Raw genomic sequence first — 15885 nt, 5'->3', positions numbered from 1 at the left:
TCAACTTGACACCAATAAATATCCGAAAGGTATTAAAATATCAGATAAGGATCTTCGCCGAGTAAATATCAGTCGTAATGAATTCCATGGAGATTGGAATTATACAATAATGCCATATCGATCAACAGATAAATTGTAAATGTTATTTTATGACAACTCCTTAGATAATGTCAAAAATAATACCAGGAGACACATATGAAAAGAACATGTTGGCACAAATTCTTAGAGATTTCTTTTATTGCTTTTATAACTATCTCGTTTTTGATAATTGAAACAGGGATGGGAACAGCCGCAACAAACCAGATACCGAAGGAATCCGTCGTAGACGGTATGTTTTTCCACGACAAATACCCTCCAGCCACTTCCAGAGATCGTGAGATCTTTGACAAAGTCAATGAGGCGGATAGGCTCATGTCTGAGGGACAAAGAGCCAAAGCGAAGCCTCTTGTCCAGGCACTGCTCAATAAAGTGAGGCAAAACTCGCCTACCGCTGAGCGACCGAATGAGGAAAGATATTCAATCTATCTGTACAACTCTCTCAAATACTGGGCCAACACACTGAAAATACCCATAGTTCAGAAGAAACCGCAAACCGGCCAAGTATATGCCGGAGTAATCACGTCGGTTTTTTATTAATATTTCTTGAACCGCTTCTTCCTTCACGCAGCTTAACTTTGTCGTCATTCGCGAAAATACAAATGATGCCTTGACATCATCTATAATGATGCTATGATGACATTATGAGAACGACAATCACTATAGATAATGATGTATTGGAAAGAGCCCGGGCTATTTCGGCAAAACTGCGCACTCCGTTTAAAACAGTCATAAACGAAGCGCTTAGAACCGGTTTGGATCATGTGCAGCAACCTGCCAAATGCAGACGTTACAAAACAAAGCCTCATGCAATGGGCGTTAAAGCCGGACGAAATATAGATAACATACAGGAATTATTGGCTCAAATTGAAGGCGAGGATTCCCGTTGATTCTAGTTGATGCCAACATTCTGTTATATGCGGAAGATTCGCTTTCGCCGCTTCATCAACAAGCACGCCTTTGGTGGGATGATCAACTTTCCAAGAGCGAACCTGTTTGTCTATGTTGGCCGGTTTTATCCGCATTTATTCGGATAGGGACAAATCCACGGGTCTTCGAACACCCGCTTCCCCTTGAACAAGCTCTTACCCGTGTACAGAGCTGGCTGGATCAGCCTTGCACAAGAGTTATTCAACCGACCGAACAGCATTGGGCTGTATTTATGATGATGCTCAAAGGTGGGCAGGCTGTAGCCAATTTGGTTACAGACGCACATCTGGCTGCTCTTGCAATAGAAAACGGATGCGATCTGGCCTCCACTGATTCTGATTTTTCCCGTTTTCCGAAGCTCAAGTGGATCAATCCTCTTTCTCTGTAACTCTAAGATGTTTACAAGTTCCCGTTTAATTCTGACATTCCGGTTGTTGTGTGTAGGGAAAAACTGCCGGTCAAATCGCGCATTGGGCCTTATTTGTGGCGATTCACAATATTGTTTGACAATATGTAGCCAGTTGGATACAGTTGGGTCATTATTGAAATTCGCAAAACTGAAATTTTCGTTAAACGGCTTGATGGGTTGCATGACATGCGTGCTCGTGCTCGTGCTCGTATTTTAGCCCGTATAGCGCGTTTGGCTGCTGGAAATCCTGGAGATGTTAAAGCTGTTGGTGAAGGCGTGTCAGAGCTGCGGATTAATTATGGACCCGGCTATCGGGTGTATTACAAAAAACACGGGCAGAAGGTAGTAATCTTATTGGCCGGCGGTGACAAGAGCACCCAGGTCAAGGATATAAAAACCGCCTTACATCTGGCACAAAATTTATAGGAGTGTATCATGGCTAAAACCATAACTACCCGATACGATGTTGCTGAACATCTCCGCACCCCGGAGGAAATGGCTGCTTATCTTGAAGCTTGTCTTGACGAGGCAAATGGCGATGCTGCCTTTATTGCGAAAGCTCTGGGTGATATCGCCCGCGCAAAGGGCATGTCACAAGTATCACGTGATGCAGGACTATCCCGCGAAAGTCTTTATAAAGCACTTTCTGGGGAAAGAACCCCAGGTTTCGACACGATTCTTAAAGTTATAGGCGCACTCGGCTTGAAATTGCACGCAGAAGCAGTTCCTGTTAATAAATAGCTCGACGGCCCAACCCTCTGGTTCAGCAGAGGGTTTATAAATAGCAGTTGCTGACTTTTCTCTGTTTTCAAAGGTTGTCTTGCTTGCTGCCTTACAACTTCCAAAGCCGCTTAAAACAGAGGACATTTGGCCATATGATTGCTACTGTTTGGTCAATGTCCCGTATATTTTTAACAGTCTGTCCGGAAGATCGCGGACATCCGATATGATGTTATGATTATATGGACCGTAAAGATCGTCGAGTCGTAAATCAGAGGCAGCATCAATTGTTATTGCCCTTACACATATTTTTTTCGACTCGGCTTCAAATACGGCTCTGCGGGTATCCTCGATGGCGTAATTTTGTTTATAATCCGTATCATTTGGAAAACCGTCGCTTATTATTACAAGAAGCCGCGTCTTTGACAGTGTGTTTTCAAGACGGGATATTGCATGGCGGATTGCAGCCCCCATTCTTGTTCTTCGCTGGGGATAAATCGCATTAATTCTGTTTATTACATTTTCATCCATATTTTCGGAAAATTCTTTTATATTGTAATAATCCACTCCCAATCTCCCCGTTCCTGAAAATCCGGCAATTGCAAATACATCTTGTGCAGTATTAAGCGCTTCACAAAAAAGGACAATAGCTTCCTTGATTATTTCATGAACGGTTTTACCAGCTTCCGCTACAAGAGTTGAAGTGGAACGTGAAAGATCTACAAGAAGAAGAGCTGAAATATCCCGCTGCTGTTTAATGCGCTTTATATAGATTCTGTCAGTTGGAATTAAGCCTGCTTTTTTATCAATCACATATTCGGGAAGGGCACATATATCAAATTCCTCTCCCTCAATCCATCTTTTTAACGTTTTTATTTCATCCGGTCTTAACGATTCAAACTCTTTTCGGATTCTTTTTACTGTTCCCATATTTGCATTAAGAACATTTATATAAAAATCACTTTTAACGCCTTCGATTTTTCTTTCAAGTACCCTTACATGATCATTAAGATAATCACATAAATCTGCATCCCATTCCCGGTAACGAAAAACGGACGAATCCGAATCATTATCCTGATAATTCTGATAATCCTGTTTGTTGCTTAACTCCGGAAAAAGAGGAAGAGACAAATCAAGGGAATTTCCCGAATAGATGTTTTGGTTTTGTCCTGAAAAATTACGGGAAGAAATAATGATATCTTTTATATCATCATTTGAAACAGCGCCCCCGTTTTTTATAAGCCTTTTTATAATTTCCGATTTAAAAACATGAATTTTTCTTTTTTTAAGCTCAGTCTTTATCTCTGCGCCCATTTTTTCATATTTTTCATAGGCTGCAAAATAAAGATCCTGTCTTAAACTGCGGCCAAAGGGCATTTTCAACATTTTATAATCTTTGGTAGTTTTATTTAAGCTTTTATTTTTAAGCGCTTCTTCAACCAATCCGTATGTTTGAAAAACGCTGACTGCGCATGTTTCAACACAATTATTTTCTTTTATTTTGTTTTCAAACAGAGCAGAAATCTTTGTTACAAGATTTTTTGTTATTTCATCCGGATCAAAAGAATTGAAAGCATCTGTTCCCAGAGCCATCCTGATATATAGCAGAAATAAAATAGGTTCCGGGTTTTCATTTATAAACAGCCTGTTTGATTCATCGTAAATTAAAGGATATGAACTTCTTAAAAGACCGGGATATTTTTCCAGGTTGATGATTCTTATACGGCCGTGTTCAAATATGTTAAAAAGATCGGAGGCAAGTTCTTTTATGGGAAAAAAACTGAAAAATTTATCGAGATCATGGCAATTTTCATTTTCTGTAATTTCATGATCTTTATTTGTATAAATTTGGGTAAACGCATTTTTCATAGAACCGGAAAATTCAAAGGCTTTTTCAATATCAAATTCAAATGTGCCGAATTCATAATATCCTGATTCAAGACTTACAAGGCATTTATAAAGATTGTGGTTACTATCAAAAGTATCGTAAAGGCTTATCTCATCAGGCAGATAAATAGATTTTCCATCAGAAAAAACAAAAGGTCTGCCATCATATCTGTTTAATATTTCCTGTCTCATGATTTTTGGAATTTGAGAAAGTCCGCATATTGAAATAGCACGACCGGTTTTGGCCTTTACATACACTGAAAGCTGAGATCTGATACCGGAAAGAACAGCAGCAGTTTGCAGGCCATGAAAAATATCTTTACCGAACTTGGATTCTAAGGCTAAGAATTTTACAGCAAGCTGTTTATTATTTTCAAATTTAATCAAAGCAAGAGACACAAATTCTTCCAAAGCATTATTTGATAGTATGGAAAGCCCTTTTTCAAGACCGTCAAAATATGAATCAATCAGATGGTAGTCCCTGCAGAGAATCCGATGAAGTTGCTTTGTCTGAGAAAGCCTCTTTAAAGGCAAAAAAGACAAAACAGCTTTTGGCAGAATATGTGCGAAATGGCGGCCCTCACTGTATGTTAAATCTTTTGAGAAAAGGATTTTCAGGATTTCAATATAAACGGAACAAGTATTGCCGTCTTTTTGATCAAGAAGAATATTAATAACTTTAAGCGGCTCATTTAATGTATAAGTTCCTTTATTCTGCATTATAGCTACGGTTTCTAAAAAACTTTCGAAAAGATTTTTATCACCGCAAGCAAGAACAGGAACAAGGTGTTCGGCCATTATCCTGGCAAATGTAGGGCCGTTTTGAGCGCTTTCGCGAATAAGTTTTTTATATGTCTGTATCCTTAATGAATCTGCATTTGCTAAAAGATTTATGTAACCTTTCAACAAAATACAGGCAAAAGAATACTCAACCGATAAAGCCCAGATAATCTCATCAATAAATACCCTTGCAAGCTCATCAGAATAATTTATTTCTTTTTCATTCAGATCGTTATCTACTTCTTTAGCAAACTCAGGATCGGCAACAGCAATTTCTCTTACGATATCTTTTATCAGCATAGTATTTTTTCATACACATTTTAAAAAAAGAAGAAACCATCCCGGCATCCAGTTGTATATAAAGGTTTAACAAAAACCGAAAAAGATGGAAGTTATCGGATGGTGAATAAACGCGGAAATAATACCAAGAAAAATTGTTCCGGTAAAGGAATTATCTTTTTGGCGATTTATAAAACAAGCGGTTATGGCAAGATATCCTGAATGATCATTTCTATATCAAGTTTTGTCATGTTAATGACTACAGCATATTGGTACTATTGAAAAAGCTTAAAGTGGCTTTTCATTGACAACTTCCTGTAAATGAGATTATTATATTTTTGGGGTCAATATTAGAGTACAACTAATAATCAATAATATCGGGCAAAAACAGCAGCGTCCTATAAACAACCCTTTCTGCTGTGAGTTTAATGATAATGCCTGCCTGTAGGTTAGAATTCAGCCTAACAATATTATCCACTATTAAAGATTTGTCACCGGTAAGTTTTATAATATTCTTGCAGGATTTTTCAGATTAATTTTTATACCTGATTTAGCGATTCTTATTTGGATTTGCCCAATTTCACCATTTAGCGGCACGCGATTTTTTACAACACCCTTCATTGTTTTTTCAACAGTTGGGTCTCGTTTTTGTTTTTTTGATATAGGTAGGATGTGCTGTATAGATTTTGAGTGAATTTTTTAATTCTATTGATGTCGGTCTGATCGGGTAAGTCTTTCTTCCCACCAATTTTTGAAGTCATAATACATATTGCATCTTTTTCTATCATTTTTTCCCACACATCATCTGAATGTCCTGTAATTGATCCATGGTGTGGTATTTTAAAAAGTAAAGATTTTTCGCATGGTCGATTCGACGAATGAACGATACAAGACCAACCTGTTAAAGGGTTCTTGGTTTCTTCAAGGTCCGAACCCAATAAAATATTATAATTATTATACTTTAAATTTAAAACAACCGAATTATGATTTTGGGTTGGTTTTGGGATTACGCTTCTAATTAGAGATTCATCAGGTGGAGGTATCAAGTTCGCAATCTCTTTTAAGGAGTTAAGAATAGATTCTGAGGAAGGTGATAAAGCCCATATTTCACAAACTATACCGTTATTTATTTTGTTATATATCCTTTGATCATTAGATACAAGTAGATAGGGTATAGGGGTGGATTTGGTTTGATTATTCTTACACCTATTACGAATTGTCTTAATAACAGTGGCCATTTCTTTGGTAGCGCAAGTATCTTTGTCTGCTAATACTATCCGATCTAGTCCCGAAAAAATATCTACTAAAGTCAAAAATTCTTGAGTCATCAAAGCTTGGGAAAAACAAATTGTTGCAGAATTACATTGTTCTGCAATTTGAGATGCACCACGAATATGATCGCTATGCCAATGGGAAATTGCAAATAGTTTTACAGCATTAGAGGGATTTATTCCAAGTTCTTCAAGATATGTTAATGGGATAGATTTTTTAGTTTTTGCATCAAAACAAGAATCGATAATTATCCATTCATTGTTACCGATATGTACAACTAAACATTCGCCAATTCCTGGCCCGAAAAGGGAAACCTCTACTTCATCAAAATTTGGGGGATCACTCTGAATATGATTTGAAAAATTCGGCAAATTCTTTACCAATCTTTTTGGAATGATTAATTTCTTTTTCGGTCCATCCTTTTAGGCGCCTAAATCTTATTTTAGACTCTCTTATTCTACCTCGACCCGGATAATCTGAATATCCTATTGACCAATAAAAAACCGAACCTCTTTTTATAAGGGGATTATCATCCGGTGATATTTCAAATTTATCTATAGTCACAAGTTCATTTGATAGATCTGGATTTGTTCTATCAATAATAATAGCATCAAATTCAGAATTACGAACTTCAACTATATTTCCCTCCCACATTTGAAGCAAAGTAAATCTTCCTTTAAGAGGTGATAAAGGAGGAGCTAAACGTATTGGTGTCGGTAACACATCTGACGTTGGATTCTCAATTGTAGTTAATTCATCTTCATCTTGATTACTAATCGAACCTTCCGTAGAATCGAGTGGCACATGCTCTGGTATTTGATAATCCGTCGGAGCACTTCCTGATTCATTTGGATTATAATTATATATTATAGCTGTATTCATAATTCCAAAGCTTTCTTTAAAACGTTTTCACAAGATTGTTGAGCAAATGTTAATGAAACATCCCAATGCTCAAATAATATAGAAGCAGTATCTTTAATTATTTCTTTTTCACCATCAAGATATTGTGTTTCAACGTGACTGTTTACGTTAAAATGAACGCCACAAAAATCACTCTTTGTCGATTTTATCCCTATATTAATACCCCCTTTTAGAGTATCGGGTCTTGGACATCCAACATTTATCGATAGTAAACCGACACGATGTGGCAAGAAATCCCAATATTTTTTTGGGGCAAGGTTGTCTCCTATCTTATGCCACAATTCTTCAGTATCAATTTTGTACAGAAATGTTCTATTCATTCCCATTTGTATTATCGGAATGTGTTCAAGGATCTTAAGTATTGAAATCATCAGATCTTTCAAAGGAGTATATTTTGAAGGGTCATTTGTCCTAGCATATATTTTGTTGCGAGTAACATCAAATTTCAGCCATTCTAAGCTAAATTTTGTAATGTCATTATGAACGATGTCAACCTTCGCACCATCAAGGTCATCTTTTGAAATTAAACCGTGCCTCAAAAGCCACTCTGGATGGAATATTGCAGGATTCAATGAACCAACTAATACAACGCTTGCTTCTTCATTTTCCAAATTAAAAGGTTGCATTTTGTATTATCTCTTGATTGAGTTATATATAAATAATTTTTACATTAATAAAAATCATTTATACGTATTTGTCAACAAATGGATGGATTTGGTAAAATTTATTCTTAAATTTAAATTATAAAAAATATATTTATTATTTTCAAATAATTATTTTAAATGATTGATGATTGTATAGAAGAATTGGAATAATTTTTAACTTATGGGTATCATTATTAATGTAGAGATATAAGAAAATTTAAAATCATTTGGACTCTCTTTCAATATATTATCCTCAGTTCTGATAACCTCCAACGATTAAACAGTAGTAGGTGAAGCCGGCAATTTTGGCAGTTTGGCGATCTTGAAAAATGTTAATACTGCTTTTTTATTGAATCCTTCCAATGAAACCAGTAGATTTCCTGGAAAAACCATGATAATAAATTACAGAATATAATCTGATAGTCATCGAATCAATGTGTTTTGTCTTATTGTGCTAATGTCAGGATTACCGGCCCAAGAGTCCTAAATTATGAGGAGGGTGATAAGCATGAACAAGCATAAAAAAGCAGTAAGCGATGTGCAACTGTACGAAGAAATGCCCAAAATAGAACAGCTGCCAAAAGGCGCAGACTACTTTGATTTCACAGGCATGATGGTTATGGGTGAATCCCAAGGTAATGACCTTTGTCTGGTGCTCATTGTTTGGCGTGTTGGTGGGGAAAAAAAGGCAAATGGATGGTTGACGAAGCACCGATTCTCCAGACCAGTTTTATGATGCAGCCGCATGATAAATGGGGCAAGCTGGAGGAAACCGTGTTCATCGGCAACCGCCAGGACCCCAGAGAATGGGAAAACACCGACTTTCATCTGATAGAGGAATCCGATAAGGTTACCTGGAAAGTGGGAGACCGCGAGTTCATAAATCGTCCTCCTTACTGGGAGTATAAGGGCGAGCACATGGATGTTGGGTGCAGCCTCACGCTGGGTGGACTGGGAAATGCTACCAGAATCTATGGAGCATGGGCTGATTTGCCTAAAAAAATGTCGGGCGGTTTTGAGCAGCATTGTTGGGTAGAAGGTTCGATAACTGTCAAGGGAAAACAATACGTTCTGGAGAACGGCTATGGCATTCATGATCGGATTGTCTTTGGAGAACATTGGGACCACCAGAAGAACATGGCTGTGCCCTACAGCTATCTTTGGGGTATGAACGATGATCTCCAGATATACCTGTGGAACCATCCTGGCATTGGAATGAGATTTTGCCGTGTCTTCATCGAAGATAAGGAGATTACCTTTACTCAAGGTGAAATCTCTATGTATGAGCTGGAATGGTGGGACGATGGCATGACGGGCATGCGCGTTCCAGTCCGTTGGCATGCCTCCATAAGCTCGGCAGCCGGAGTTTTAGACATAGACATTTCCGCCGGAGCAAGAGGAATGTATTGTGTTAACACGGATGGAGGAAGCACCTTGCGCTACATATATATCCTGCATACCAACGGCCGGTTCATGTTCCCTGATGGTCGTAGTGTTAATATAAAGAATATGCGGACATACAAGGAGTGGGGCAGAAGCACTATGCCTTTACCAAGTGGCGCTTTATAAGCATAAATACAGAGTGTCATAAAACATAGTAGATGGTTATCATTTTGTTTTTTTGCGCGTTCAACTTAAAGGTTAACACATGATTTCCTGGTATTTTTCCGCTTTACTTGCACTTCTTCTGATGGGAATTCAGCGCTTTTTTTACAAGGTTGCAGCAGAAAAAAAATATCCTACAGAATGGGTAACCTTTTCATTTATGGCCACGGTTACGCTTTTAAGCTCTGTGGCATACTTTTTCCAACAGCACAATGATCTGAACATTCGTTTCCTCTTAATCGTGACTCTGATAAACAGCGTATCTTTTCTTGTTGCAACCGTATCTCATATTGAAGCGCTAAAATATATTCCGGCAAATATCGCATACAGCTTCATCAGGTTAAATGTGGTGGTTGTAGTAATTTTTTCAATTTTCTATTTCAGGGAACAGATATCTATTATCCAGGCCATGGGATTGCTTGTCGCCATTGCCGCCATAATTGTGCTGACAACACAGATGGAAGCAGATACCACAAAAGCAAAAACACGACGGCGGGGAACAATATTTATCTTTCTGGCATTGGCAAGTGGCGCAACAGCAAGTATTTCATCAAAATTTGCTGCCATGCACGCAGACAAACTTGCTTTTATGGCTCTGTCATATTTAATTGGGATGATCGGCTCTCTGGGAATAGGTAAAGCCTTATCCTATGAAAAAGCCGAAGGGAAACGATCAGCCGCGCTGGGCCTTGGCTTGCTTATGGGCTTGTTTAACTTTGCTGGGTATTATGCATATTTATATGCCCTTGAACGCGGGCCTCTATCCCTCATTTCAGCAATCGTTGGGATGCATTTTGTAATCGCCATTGTGCTTTCTGCTGTTATTTATCATGAGAAAATAAAACCTGCTGTGCTTGTTGGGGTACTTTTGACCGTAATATCAATTATTTTAATAAGAATTTGATTTTTACCGGTTTTATGAAAAATGGTATCAAATTCAGTTAAGGAATTATTTGGATATTATATTAGATAAATAGGATATTGACAGGTACATCGAAATGAAAAATAAGCTTGCAGAATTATTTACATGCACCAAATGTTGGAGTTAAGCATGATAGTTGAAACCAATAATAAATTTACTCTGAAAAAACTTGGAGGAAGTCAGATAAACCTTACGCCGATATGTAATGTACCGCAGGAAGCTTTGGCCGATAAACCTCCCTGTTGAGGGCCTGAAACCTCTGCCGGTGGCGGAGAAATAAACGAGAAAGTTCCCGGTTTTATCAGATGGCTGACAACGGGAGCGGGAAATGTGCCTCAAATTAATACGAAGCTTAGCTTCGCCGATTTTCTTGGTACATGCAAAACCCGTTTTGGTATCGGTCGGATGAATTATATGGTGCCGTCAGGTCTTTATGCTATTGGTGCTCCGGCAAAAGATGATCCGGTATTGGTAACAGCGAACTACAAAATGAGCTACGATAAAGTCCGCAGCGTCCTTACAGGGCGAAATGTCTGGCTTCTTGTTCTTGAGACTTATGGTATCAATGTATGGTGTGCTGCCGGGAAAGGGACGTTTAGCACACAAGAACTGGTGCTGCGGCGCATTGGTTTATCCAATCTTTCCAAGGTGGTTGCTCACCGCCGCCTTATCATGCCGATTTTAGCTGCACCGGGAGTGGCAGCTCACGAAGTAAAAAGGCAAACCGGCTTTAGTATCCGGTATGCAGCCATCCGGGCCGAAGATCTTCCGAAATACTTTGATAATGACATGATGACAACAGCTCAGATGAAGGAACAGACTTTCACGTTCCGGGAGCGAGCGGTACTCATTCCCGTTGAATTATTGCTGGCGCTGAAACCAACTGCCATTGCAGTGGCGTCTTTGTTTATTATATCCGCATTGTTGCAAGGGCCCCGGTATGGTCTCATGACAGTTTGCGCCTATCTTGGCGCTGTAGTTTCCGGCATTGCTATTGCGCCGCTTCTTCTCCCATGGCTTCCGGGCAGGAGTTTTGCCTTTAAAGGATTTCTGACAGGATTGGCATGGTCTGCGGCCTTCTACCTTTTTGCCGATGGTAGGGAGTGGAACATATTTATAACCTTTGCCGCTTTTCTGGCGATTCCGGCGGTAAGCGCCTTTTACACGCTTAATTTCACCGGTTGCACACCATTTACTTCACGCTCGGGGGTAAAAAAGGAAATGCGCCTTGCGATGCCGGTTATGGGAATTGCTGTTATACTGAGTGTAATTTTTGTACTGGTTGGAAAATTGCTGTAAAAACGGAGGATATATGAAAGGTTTCAGCTATCTGCGAAATGTTGCAACCCTGAAACTGGATACAAAAAAATGCATTGGCTGTGGCAGATGTTTGGAAGTCTGTCCGCACCAGGTGTTTTCGCTTGCGGGAAAAAAAGCTATAATCACCAATTTTGATGCCTGCATGGAGTGCGGAGCCTGTGCCATAAATTGCCCTTCTACTGCTATTTTTGTCGATTCCGGTGTAGGTTGTGCAACAGGACTTATCAATGAATGGATTCGTGATCAAAAGTTTTTTCGTACACATAAAAAATGCTGCTGATATAAATTATTACTCGGTAAATAGAGAATCGGAACGCTCAATAACAAGATATCTTATAATCATTTACTTTTTAAAATACATCACTGACCAGATCACTTAATGTTTCAATAAGTTTTGCATCGTCTGTGAGAGGAAGACATATTGCAGACATGCAGGCTTTTTTCACCGGAATATTTTTACTGATTAGTTTTGCAGCATATATTAACAGGCGCGTACTTGCGCCTTCGGTCAATCCGTGTTCACGCATACTTCTTATTTTTCCGGCAAGAAACACAAGCTTTAAAGCTATATCATCCGTTACTCCACCTTCATGAGAAACTATATTAGCCTCTTTATCAGGTTCAGGGTAATCGAAAGCAAGAGATATGAATCTCTGGCGAGTGCTTTGTTTCATGTCTTTTAATACAGACTGATATCCGGGGTTATATGAAACAACCAGCATGAAATCAGGATGCGCCGTTATCACTTCTCCTTTTTTATCTATACCAAGAGTCCTCCTATGATCAGTAAGAGGATGAATAACTACCGTTGTATCTTTTCTGGTCTCAACAATTTCGTCCAGATAACATATTGCCCCCATACGAACTGCTCTTGTCAAGGGTCCGTCCATCCAGACTGTTTCATCATTTTTCAATAAAAACCGGCCTACAAGGTCTGTTGCAAAAAGGTCTTCATGACAGGCCACGGTAATAAGAGGTAGTTTTAAGCGATGAGCCATATGTTCGACAAACCTTGTCTTTCCACATCCCGTAGGACCTTTCAGCATAACCGGAAGTCTTGCATCATAAGCTCTCTCAAACATATCAATCTCATTTCCGCATACTACATAAAAGGGCTCATCTACTATCAAACCCCCTTCCCCGCCGTTACTATAGTTCATCTAACAATTTCTCCTGAAATGGGAATTTCTTTTTAAATTGATATATAATTTATTATCCTTGTTCTCATAATTTTTTATGTATTCCTTTATCACATGATTTACAAGATTCAAATCTGCTGATTTATTTTAAAGATGGTTTTGCAATTATAGCAATTGCCATAACGATAATTGGGTAAAAGGAAGCGTTGAATGCTTGGTGGAAGTGTTTATTTTATTTGATTTAAATCGGAGTTGTGAATCAACAAAAACATTTTCTTCTATTTATCGAGCACATTTCTTACTTTTAATATAAAATCTTCATAATATATTGGTTTATTAATATAATCTGCTTCATACCCCAAAAATCCCTTATTGGCTACTATCTCGGCTGAATATCCACTCATAAAAAGTATCTTCATATCAGGTTTTATTTTTCTGATGCAATCGCAAACTTCTTTCCCATTTTTTTTGGGCATAATAGTATCCATAACTACAAGAGAAATATCCTTGTTTTCCTTGAACTTGAGTATCGCATCTTCTCCGTCTACAGCTCCAATGGTTTTATAGCCAAATCTGTTAAGAATATCGATTATAAAATATCGCACACTATCATCATCTTCAGCCACCAGAATTGTTTCTTTTCCGTGTTTCACCGGTTTGAGATTTGATTCAAGCATTTCATGCGTCATGTTTTTGACAACAGGAAAATATATATGAAAGGTTGTGCCCTGATTAAGTTTACTGCTGACTGTGATATACCCGTTATGTTGTTTGACTATTCCATAGACTGTGGACAAACCAAGTCCTGTCCCCTTCCCTACTTCCTTGGTAGTAAAAAATGGATTGAATATCTTTTCCATTGTGTTTCTGTTAATTCCTGTTCCTGTATCTTGTACCTCAAGGATTGCATATCTGCCTGTTTTGCCAAACCCGTGTGCCAATACGAATTCCCTGTCCAGTTCTGCTATTCTGGTTGATATCTTCAAGATCCCACCCGAAGGCATCGCATCTTTGGCATTAGTTACAAGGTTAAACAGGATCTGGTCAATTTGAGTGGCATCCGCCATGACAATGACATCTTTTGAATAAAGTTCGGTCACTAATCTGATATCTTCGGTTATAAGGCGTTCCAAAAGCTTTTTAGTTTCATGTATTACAGAGTTAATGTTTATTGTTTTTAAGGTAATGGGCTGCTGCCTGCTGAAGGCCATAAGTTTTTGGGTTAAGCTTGCTGCTTTCTGGGAAGCGGATAGTATTTGATCCACATAGAGTCTTAACGAATCATCCTGACTTATCTTCATTTGCAAAAGATTGCCATAACCGGTCAACACAGTGATAATGTTGTTAAAATCATGAGCAATACCACCCGCAAGGTTTCCTATGGCTTCCATCTTCTGTGCCTGAAGCAGCTGGGATTCAAGATCACTTTCTTTTGAAATATCGATAATCGTACCGGAAACGGCAGGTTTTCCATTATAAACAAATCCGTTTCCGATAATTTGTAAAGTTGAGATCTGCCCGTCTTTTCTTATAATTTTATGAGTGTGTTCACTATTATCTTCATCACCGTTCAGACAATTCCCGAGTGTTTCAAGGACACTATTGCGCTCTACAGGATGCACCAGATCAGCCGGGCCCATCCGGTCTATAATCTCTTCATAATTATACCCTGCTATCTGACAGAATCTCTTATTAACAAAACGAAACAAGCCATCTTGTATGATATAATAAGCGGCCAGAGAATTTTCCACTAAAAAGCGATAAACAGTCTCTTTATCCCCAATCGAGTCTTTCATTTTATCTTCTGAATGGCTGTTCATTTCAAAATCCATAAACTCTTTCCCGTTTTGTTTATTAAGTTAGCAAATGCATTATTCGGGCCAAACCGTATGATTATTATTGTCTAAATCAGAGTCAAAGAACCCCATTCTTTAATAAATAGGGTTCTTTATCATAAAATATTTTAATATTTCTAGGTTGTTACATCAATCAGCGAACTGCTTGCCCCGCTGCTTAAATTTTCAATCAACTTTGACAGATAAGCGCTTAACGAACCTGTGTCACCGGATGATGCCGATCCGTTACTTGCTGAAAGATTTGTAAGTAAATCCAACAAGGTTGACATTGGGTCGCTGCTCTGGTCCGTTCCATAAGCCGACATAGCCTTTTGCATTTGCGGCGGAGGTGGCGGCGGGTTGTCTTTCATGAAAGTTTTCAGCTCATCGCTGCTTAATGTACCGTCACTATCCGCATCATACGTGGAAAAAACATCATCCACATTTAAGGAACTTCCTGTATTCTCCGACAGTTTCTTGGCAAAATCCGAAAATTCTGTCTTATCGATTCCGGAATCGCTGTTGCTGTCTAACTTACTGAACAAATCGTCATTGCGCTGCTGCATGGCCTGGGTATTAAGCAGGGACACGTAACTGTTGTTGCCCACGCTGCTTATACTGTTTGACATAACTTACCTCCTTTTTTACATTTGTGTTATAAAATGTTCCTGTCACAATAGTCTGATCCTTTACTTTGATGATCAAAATTATTATTCACCTCCTTTTGAACAACAGGTTATTGAACTCCTTAAAGGGGATATAGCAATAGAAGGGCCAAATTAGAACATGACGGTTTCGATAAGTTACGCTTAATAATTGATGGCAACGGGAAAAAACATCAGTAGTGTCCGGTTAAGTTTTTGCATGTTATATGGGATAAAAAAATTATAAAAATGTTTATTTTTTGCTTGACAAAGCAGATAAAAATTTTTTGTCGCCTTGTTATAAATTATAATTATAACAAGGAGTTAAGACAAAAATGCGCGCATTTAATATCCCTAAAAAGAAATTTAACACTTCATCTTATACTCGATTTGTCAAACCATTGCAAAAGATTTTTCATAGCATACCACTGCTTGAGTCCAGGGGGTACAGACCATTGAAAATGACTTTTGAAGATCAACTG

The 15885-nt window shown here is 38.5% G+C and carries 18 protein-coding genes; 11 read left to right on the top strand and 7 right to left on the bottom strand.

Annotated features, from left to right (window positions below; all coding sequences use genetic code 11):
- The 6 genes from VXK47_RS04835 to VXK47_RS04810 form a co-directional block, all read left to right on the top strand.
- Window positions 1–139: ISAzo13-like element transposase-related protein (locus tag VXK47_RS04835; protein ID WP_435547642.1), on the top strand; the 139-nt coding region annotated here is incomplete at its 5' end.
- 56 nt (window positions 140–195) lie between these two features.
- Window positions 196–636, top strand: coding sequence for a hypothetical protein (locus tag VXK47_RS04830; protein ID WP_435547640.1), 441 nt, complete (start codon window positions 196–198; stop codon window positions 634–636).
- Window positions 637–740: 104 nt separating this feature from the next.
- Window positions 741–986 carry a type II toxin-antitoxin system VapB family antitoxin gene (locus VXK47_RS04825; protein ID WP_435547639.1) on the top strand — a complete coding sequence of 82 codons (246 nt, stop codon included), beginning with the start codon at window positions 741–743 and terminating at the stop codon, window positions 984–986.
- On the top strand, window positions 983–1414 hold the full coding sequence (locus VXK47_RS04820; protein WP_435547638.1) for a type II toxin-antitoxin system VapC family toxin: 432 nt from the start codon (window positions 983–985) through the stop codon (window positions 1412–1414). The genes VXK47_RS04825 and VXK47_RS04820 overlap by 4 nt, the downstream gene beginning before the upstream one ends.
- Window positions 1415–1564: 150 nt before the next feature.
- Window positions 1565–1861 carry a type II toxin-antitoxin system RelE/ParE family toxin gene (locus VXK47_RS04815; protein WP_435547641.1) on the top strand — a complete coding sequence of 99 codons (297 nt, stop codon included), beginning with the start codon at window positions 1565–1567 and terminating at the stop codon, window positions 1859–1861.
- Window positions 1862–1870: 9 nt separating this feature from the next.
- Entirely contained in the window at window positions 1871–2176 is a 306-nt protein-coding gene (locus tag VXK47_RS04810; RefSeq protein ID WP_435547637.1) for a DNA-binding protein, read from the top strand.
- A gap of 141 nt (window positions 2177–2317) precedes the next feature.
- Here the strand turns inward: VXK47_RS04810 and VXK47_RS04805 are convergent, their stop codons facing one another.
- From VXK47_RS04805 to VXK47_RS04790, 4 genes are all read right to left on the bottom strand, one after another.
- Window positions 2318–5122, bottom strand: coding sequence for a nitric oxide reductase activation protein NorD (locus tag VXK47_RS04805; protein WP_435547636.1), 2805 nt, complete (start codon window positions 5120–5122; stop codon window positions 2318–2320).
- Between the two features lie 596 nt (window positions 5123–5718).
- Entirely contained in the window at window positions 5719–6744 is a 1026-nt protein-coding gene (locus VXK47_RS04800; protein ID WP_435547635.1) for an MBL fold metallo-hydrolase, read from the bottom strand.
- Complete coding sequence (locus VXK47_RS04795) at window positions 6713–7255, bottom strand: hypothetical protein (protein ID WP_435547634.1); 543 nt, start codon at window positions 7253–7255, stop codon at window positions 6713–6715. The genes VXK47_RS04800 and VXK47_RS04795 overlap by 32 nt, the downstream gene beginning before the upstream one ends.
- Entirely contained in the window at window positions 7252–7905 is a 654-nt protein-coding gene (locus VXK47_RS04790) for a hypothetical protein (RefSeq protein ID WP_435547633.1), read from the bottom strand. The genes VXK47_RS04795 and VXK47_RS04790 overlap by 4 nt, the downstream gene beginning before the upstream one ends.
- Before the next feature lie 541 nt (window positions 7906–8446).
- On the opposite strand from VXK47_RS04790, the gene VXK47_RS04785 reads away from it, so the two are divergent.
- The 5 genes from VXK47_RS04785 (at window position 8447) to hgcB (ending at window position 12065) form a co-directional block, all read left to right on the top strand.
- Window positions 8447–8674: a hypothetical protein gene (locus tag VXK47_RS04785; RefSeq protein WP_435547632.1), complete on the top strand. Its 228-nt coding sequence runs from the start codon at window positions 8447–8449 to the stop codon at window positions 8672–8674.
- A complete protein-coding gene (locus VXK47_RS04780; protein WP_435547631.1) occupies window positions 8602–9507 on the top strand; it encodes a hypothetical protein in 906 nt (301 codons plus the stop codon). Before VXK47_RS04785 ends, VXK47_RS04780 begins: the two co-directional genes overlap by 73 nt.
- A 79-nt stretch (window positions 9508–9586) precedes the next feature.
- Window positions 9587–10447, top strand: a complete 861-nt coding sequence (locus tag VXK47_RS04775; protein ID WP_435547630.1) for a DMT family transporter — start codon at window positions 9587–9589, stop codon at window positions 10445–10447.
- A 147-nt stretch (window positions 10448–10594) separates the two neighbouring features.
- The gene (gene hgcA / locus VXK47_RS04770) at window positions 10595–11764 is read left to right on the top strand and encodes a mercury methylation corrinoid protein HgcA (RefSeq protein ID WP_435547629.1); all 1170 of its coding nucleotides are present in this window, start codon (window positions 10595–10597) and stop codon (window positions 11762–11764) included.
- Window positions 11765–11777: 13 nt separating this feature from the next.
- Window positions 11778–12065: a mercury methylation ferredoxin HgcB gene (gene hgcB / locus VXK47_RS04765; protein ID WP_435547628.1), complete on the top strand. Its 288-nt coding sequence runs from the start codon at window positions 11778–11780 to the stop codon at window positions 12063–12065.
- A 70-nt stretch (window positions 12066–12135) separates the two neighbouring features.
- Here hgcB and VXK47_RS04760 read toward each other — a convergent pair whose 3' ends face one another.
- From VXK47_RS04760 to VXK47_RS04750, 3 genes are all read right to left on the bottom strand, one after another.
- Entirely contained in the window at window positions 12136–12945 is an 810-nt protein-coding gene (locus VXK47_RS04760; protein ID WP_435547627.1) for a CbbQ/NirQ/NorQ/GpvN family protein, read from the bottom strand.
- A 257-nt stretch (window positions 12946–13202) separates the two neighbouring features.
- Complete coding sequence (locus tag VXK47_RS04755) at window positions 13203–14756, bottom strand: ATP-binding protein (protein WP_435547626.1); 1554 nt, start codon at window positions 14754–14756, stop codon at window positions 13203–13205.
- A gap of 140 nt (window positions 14757–14896) precedes the next feature.
- Entirely contained in the window at window positions 14897–15388 is a 492-nt protein-coding gene (locus tag VXK47_RS04750) for an EF-hand domain-containing protein (RefSeq protein WP_435547625.1), read from the bottom strand.
- Window positions 15389–15885 lie beyond the last annotated feature (497 nt).

The organism is Desulfobacterium sp. N47, assembly GCF_051233685.1.
Lineage (GTDB): Bacteria > Desulfobacterota > Desulfobacteria > Desulfobacterales > RPRI01 > RPRI01.
Note: the sequence above shows the minus strand (reverse complement) of the source record. Positions and strands in the feature narration are given on the sequence as shown.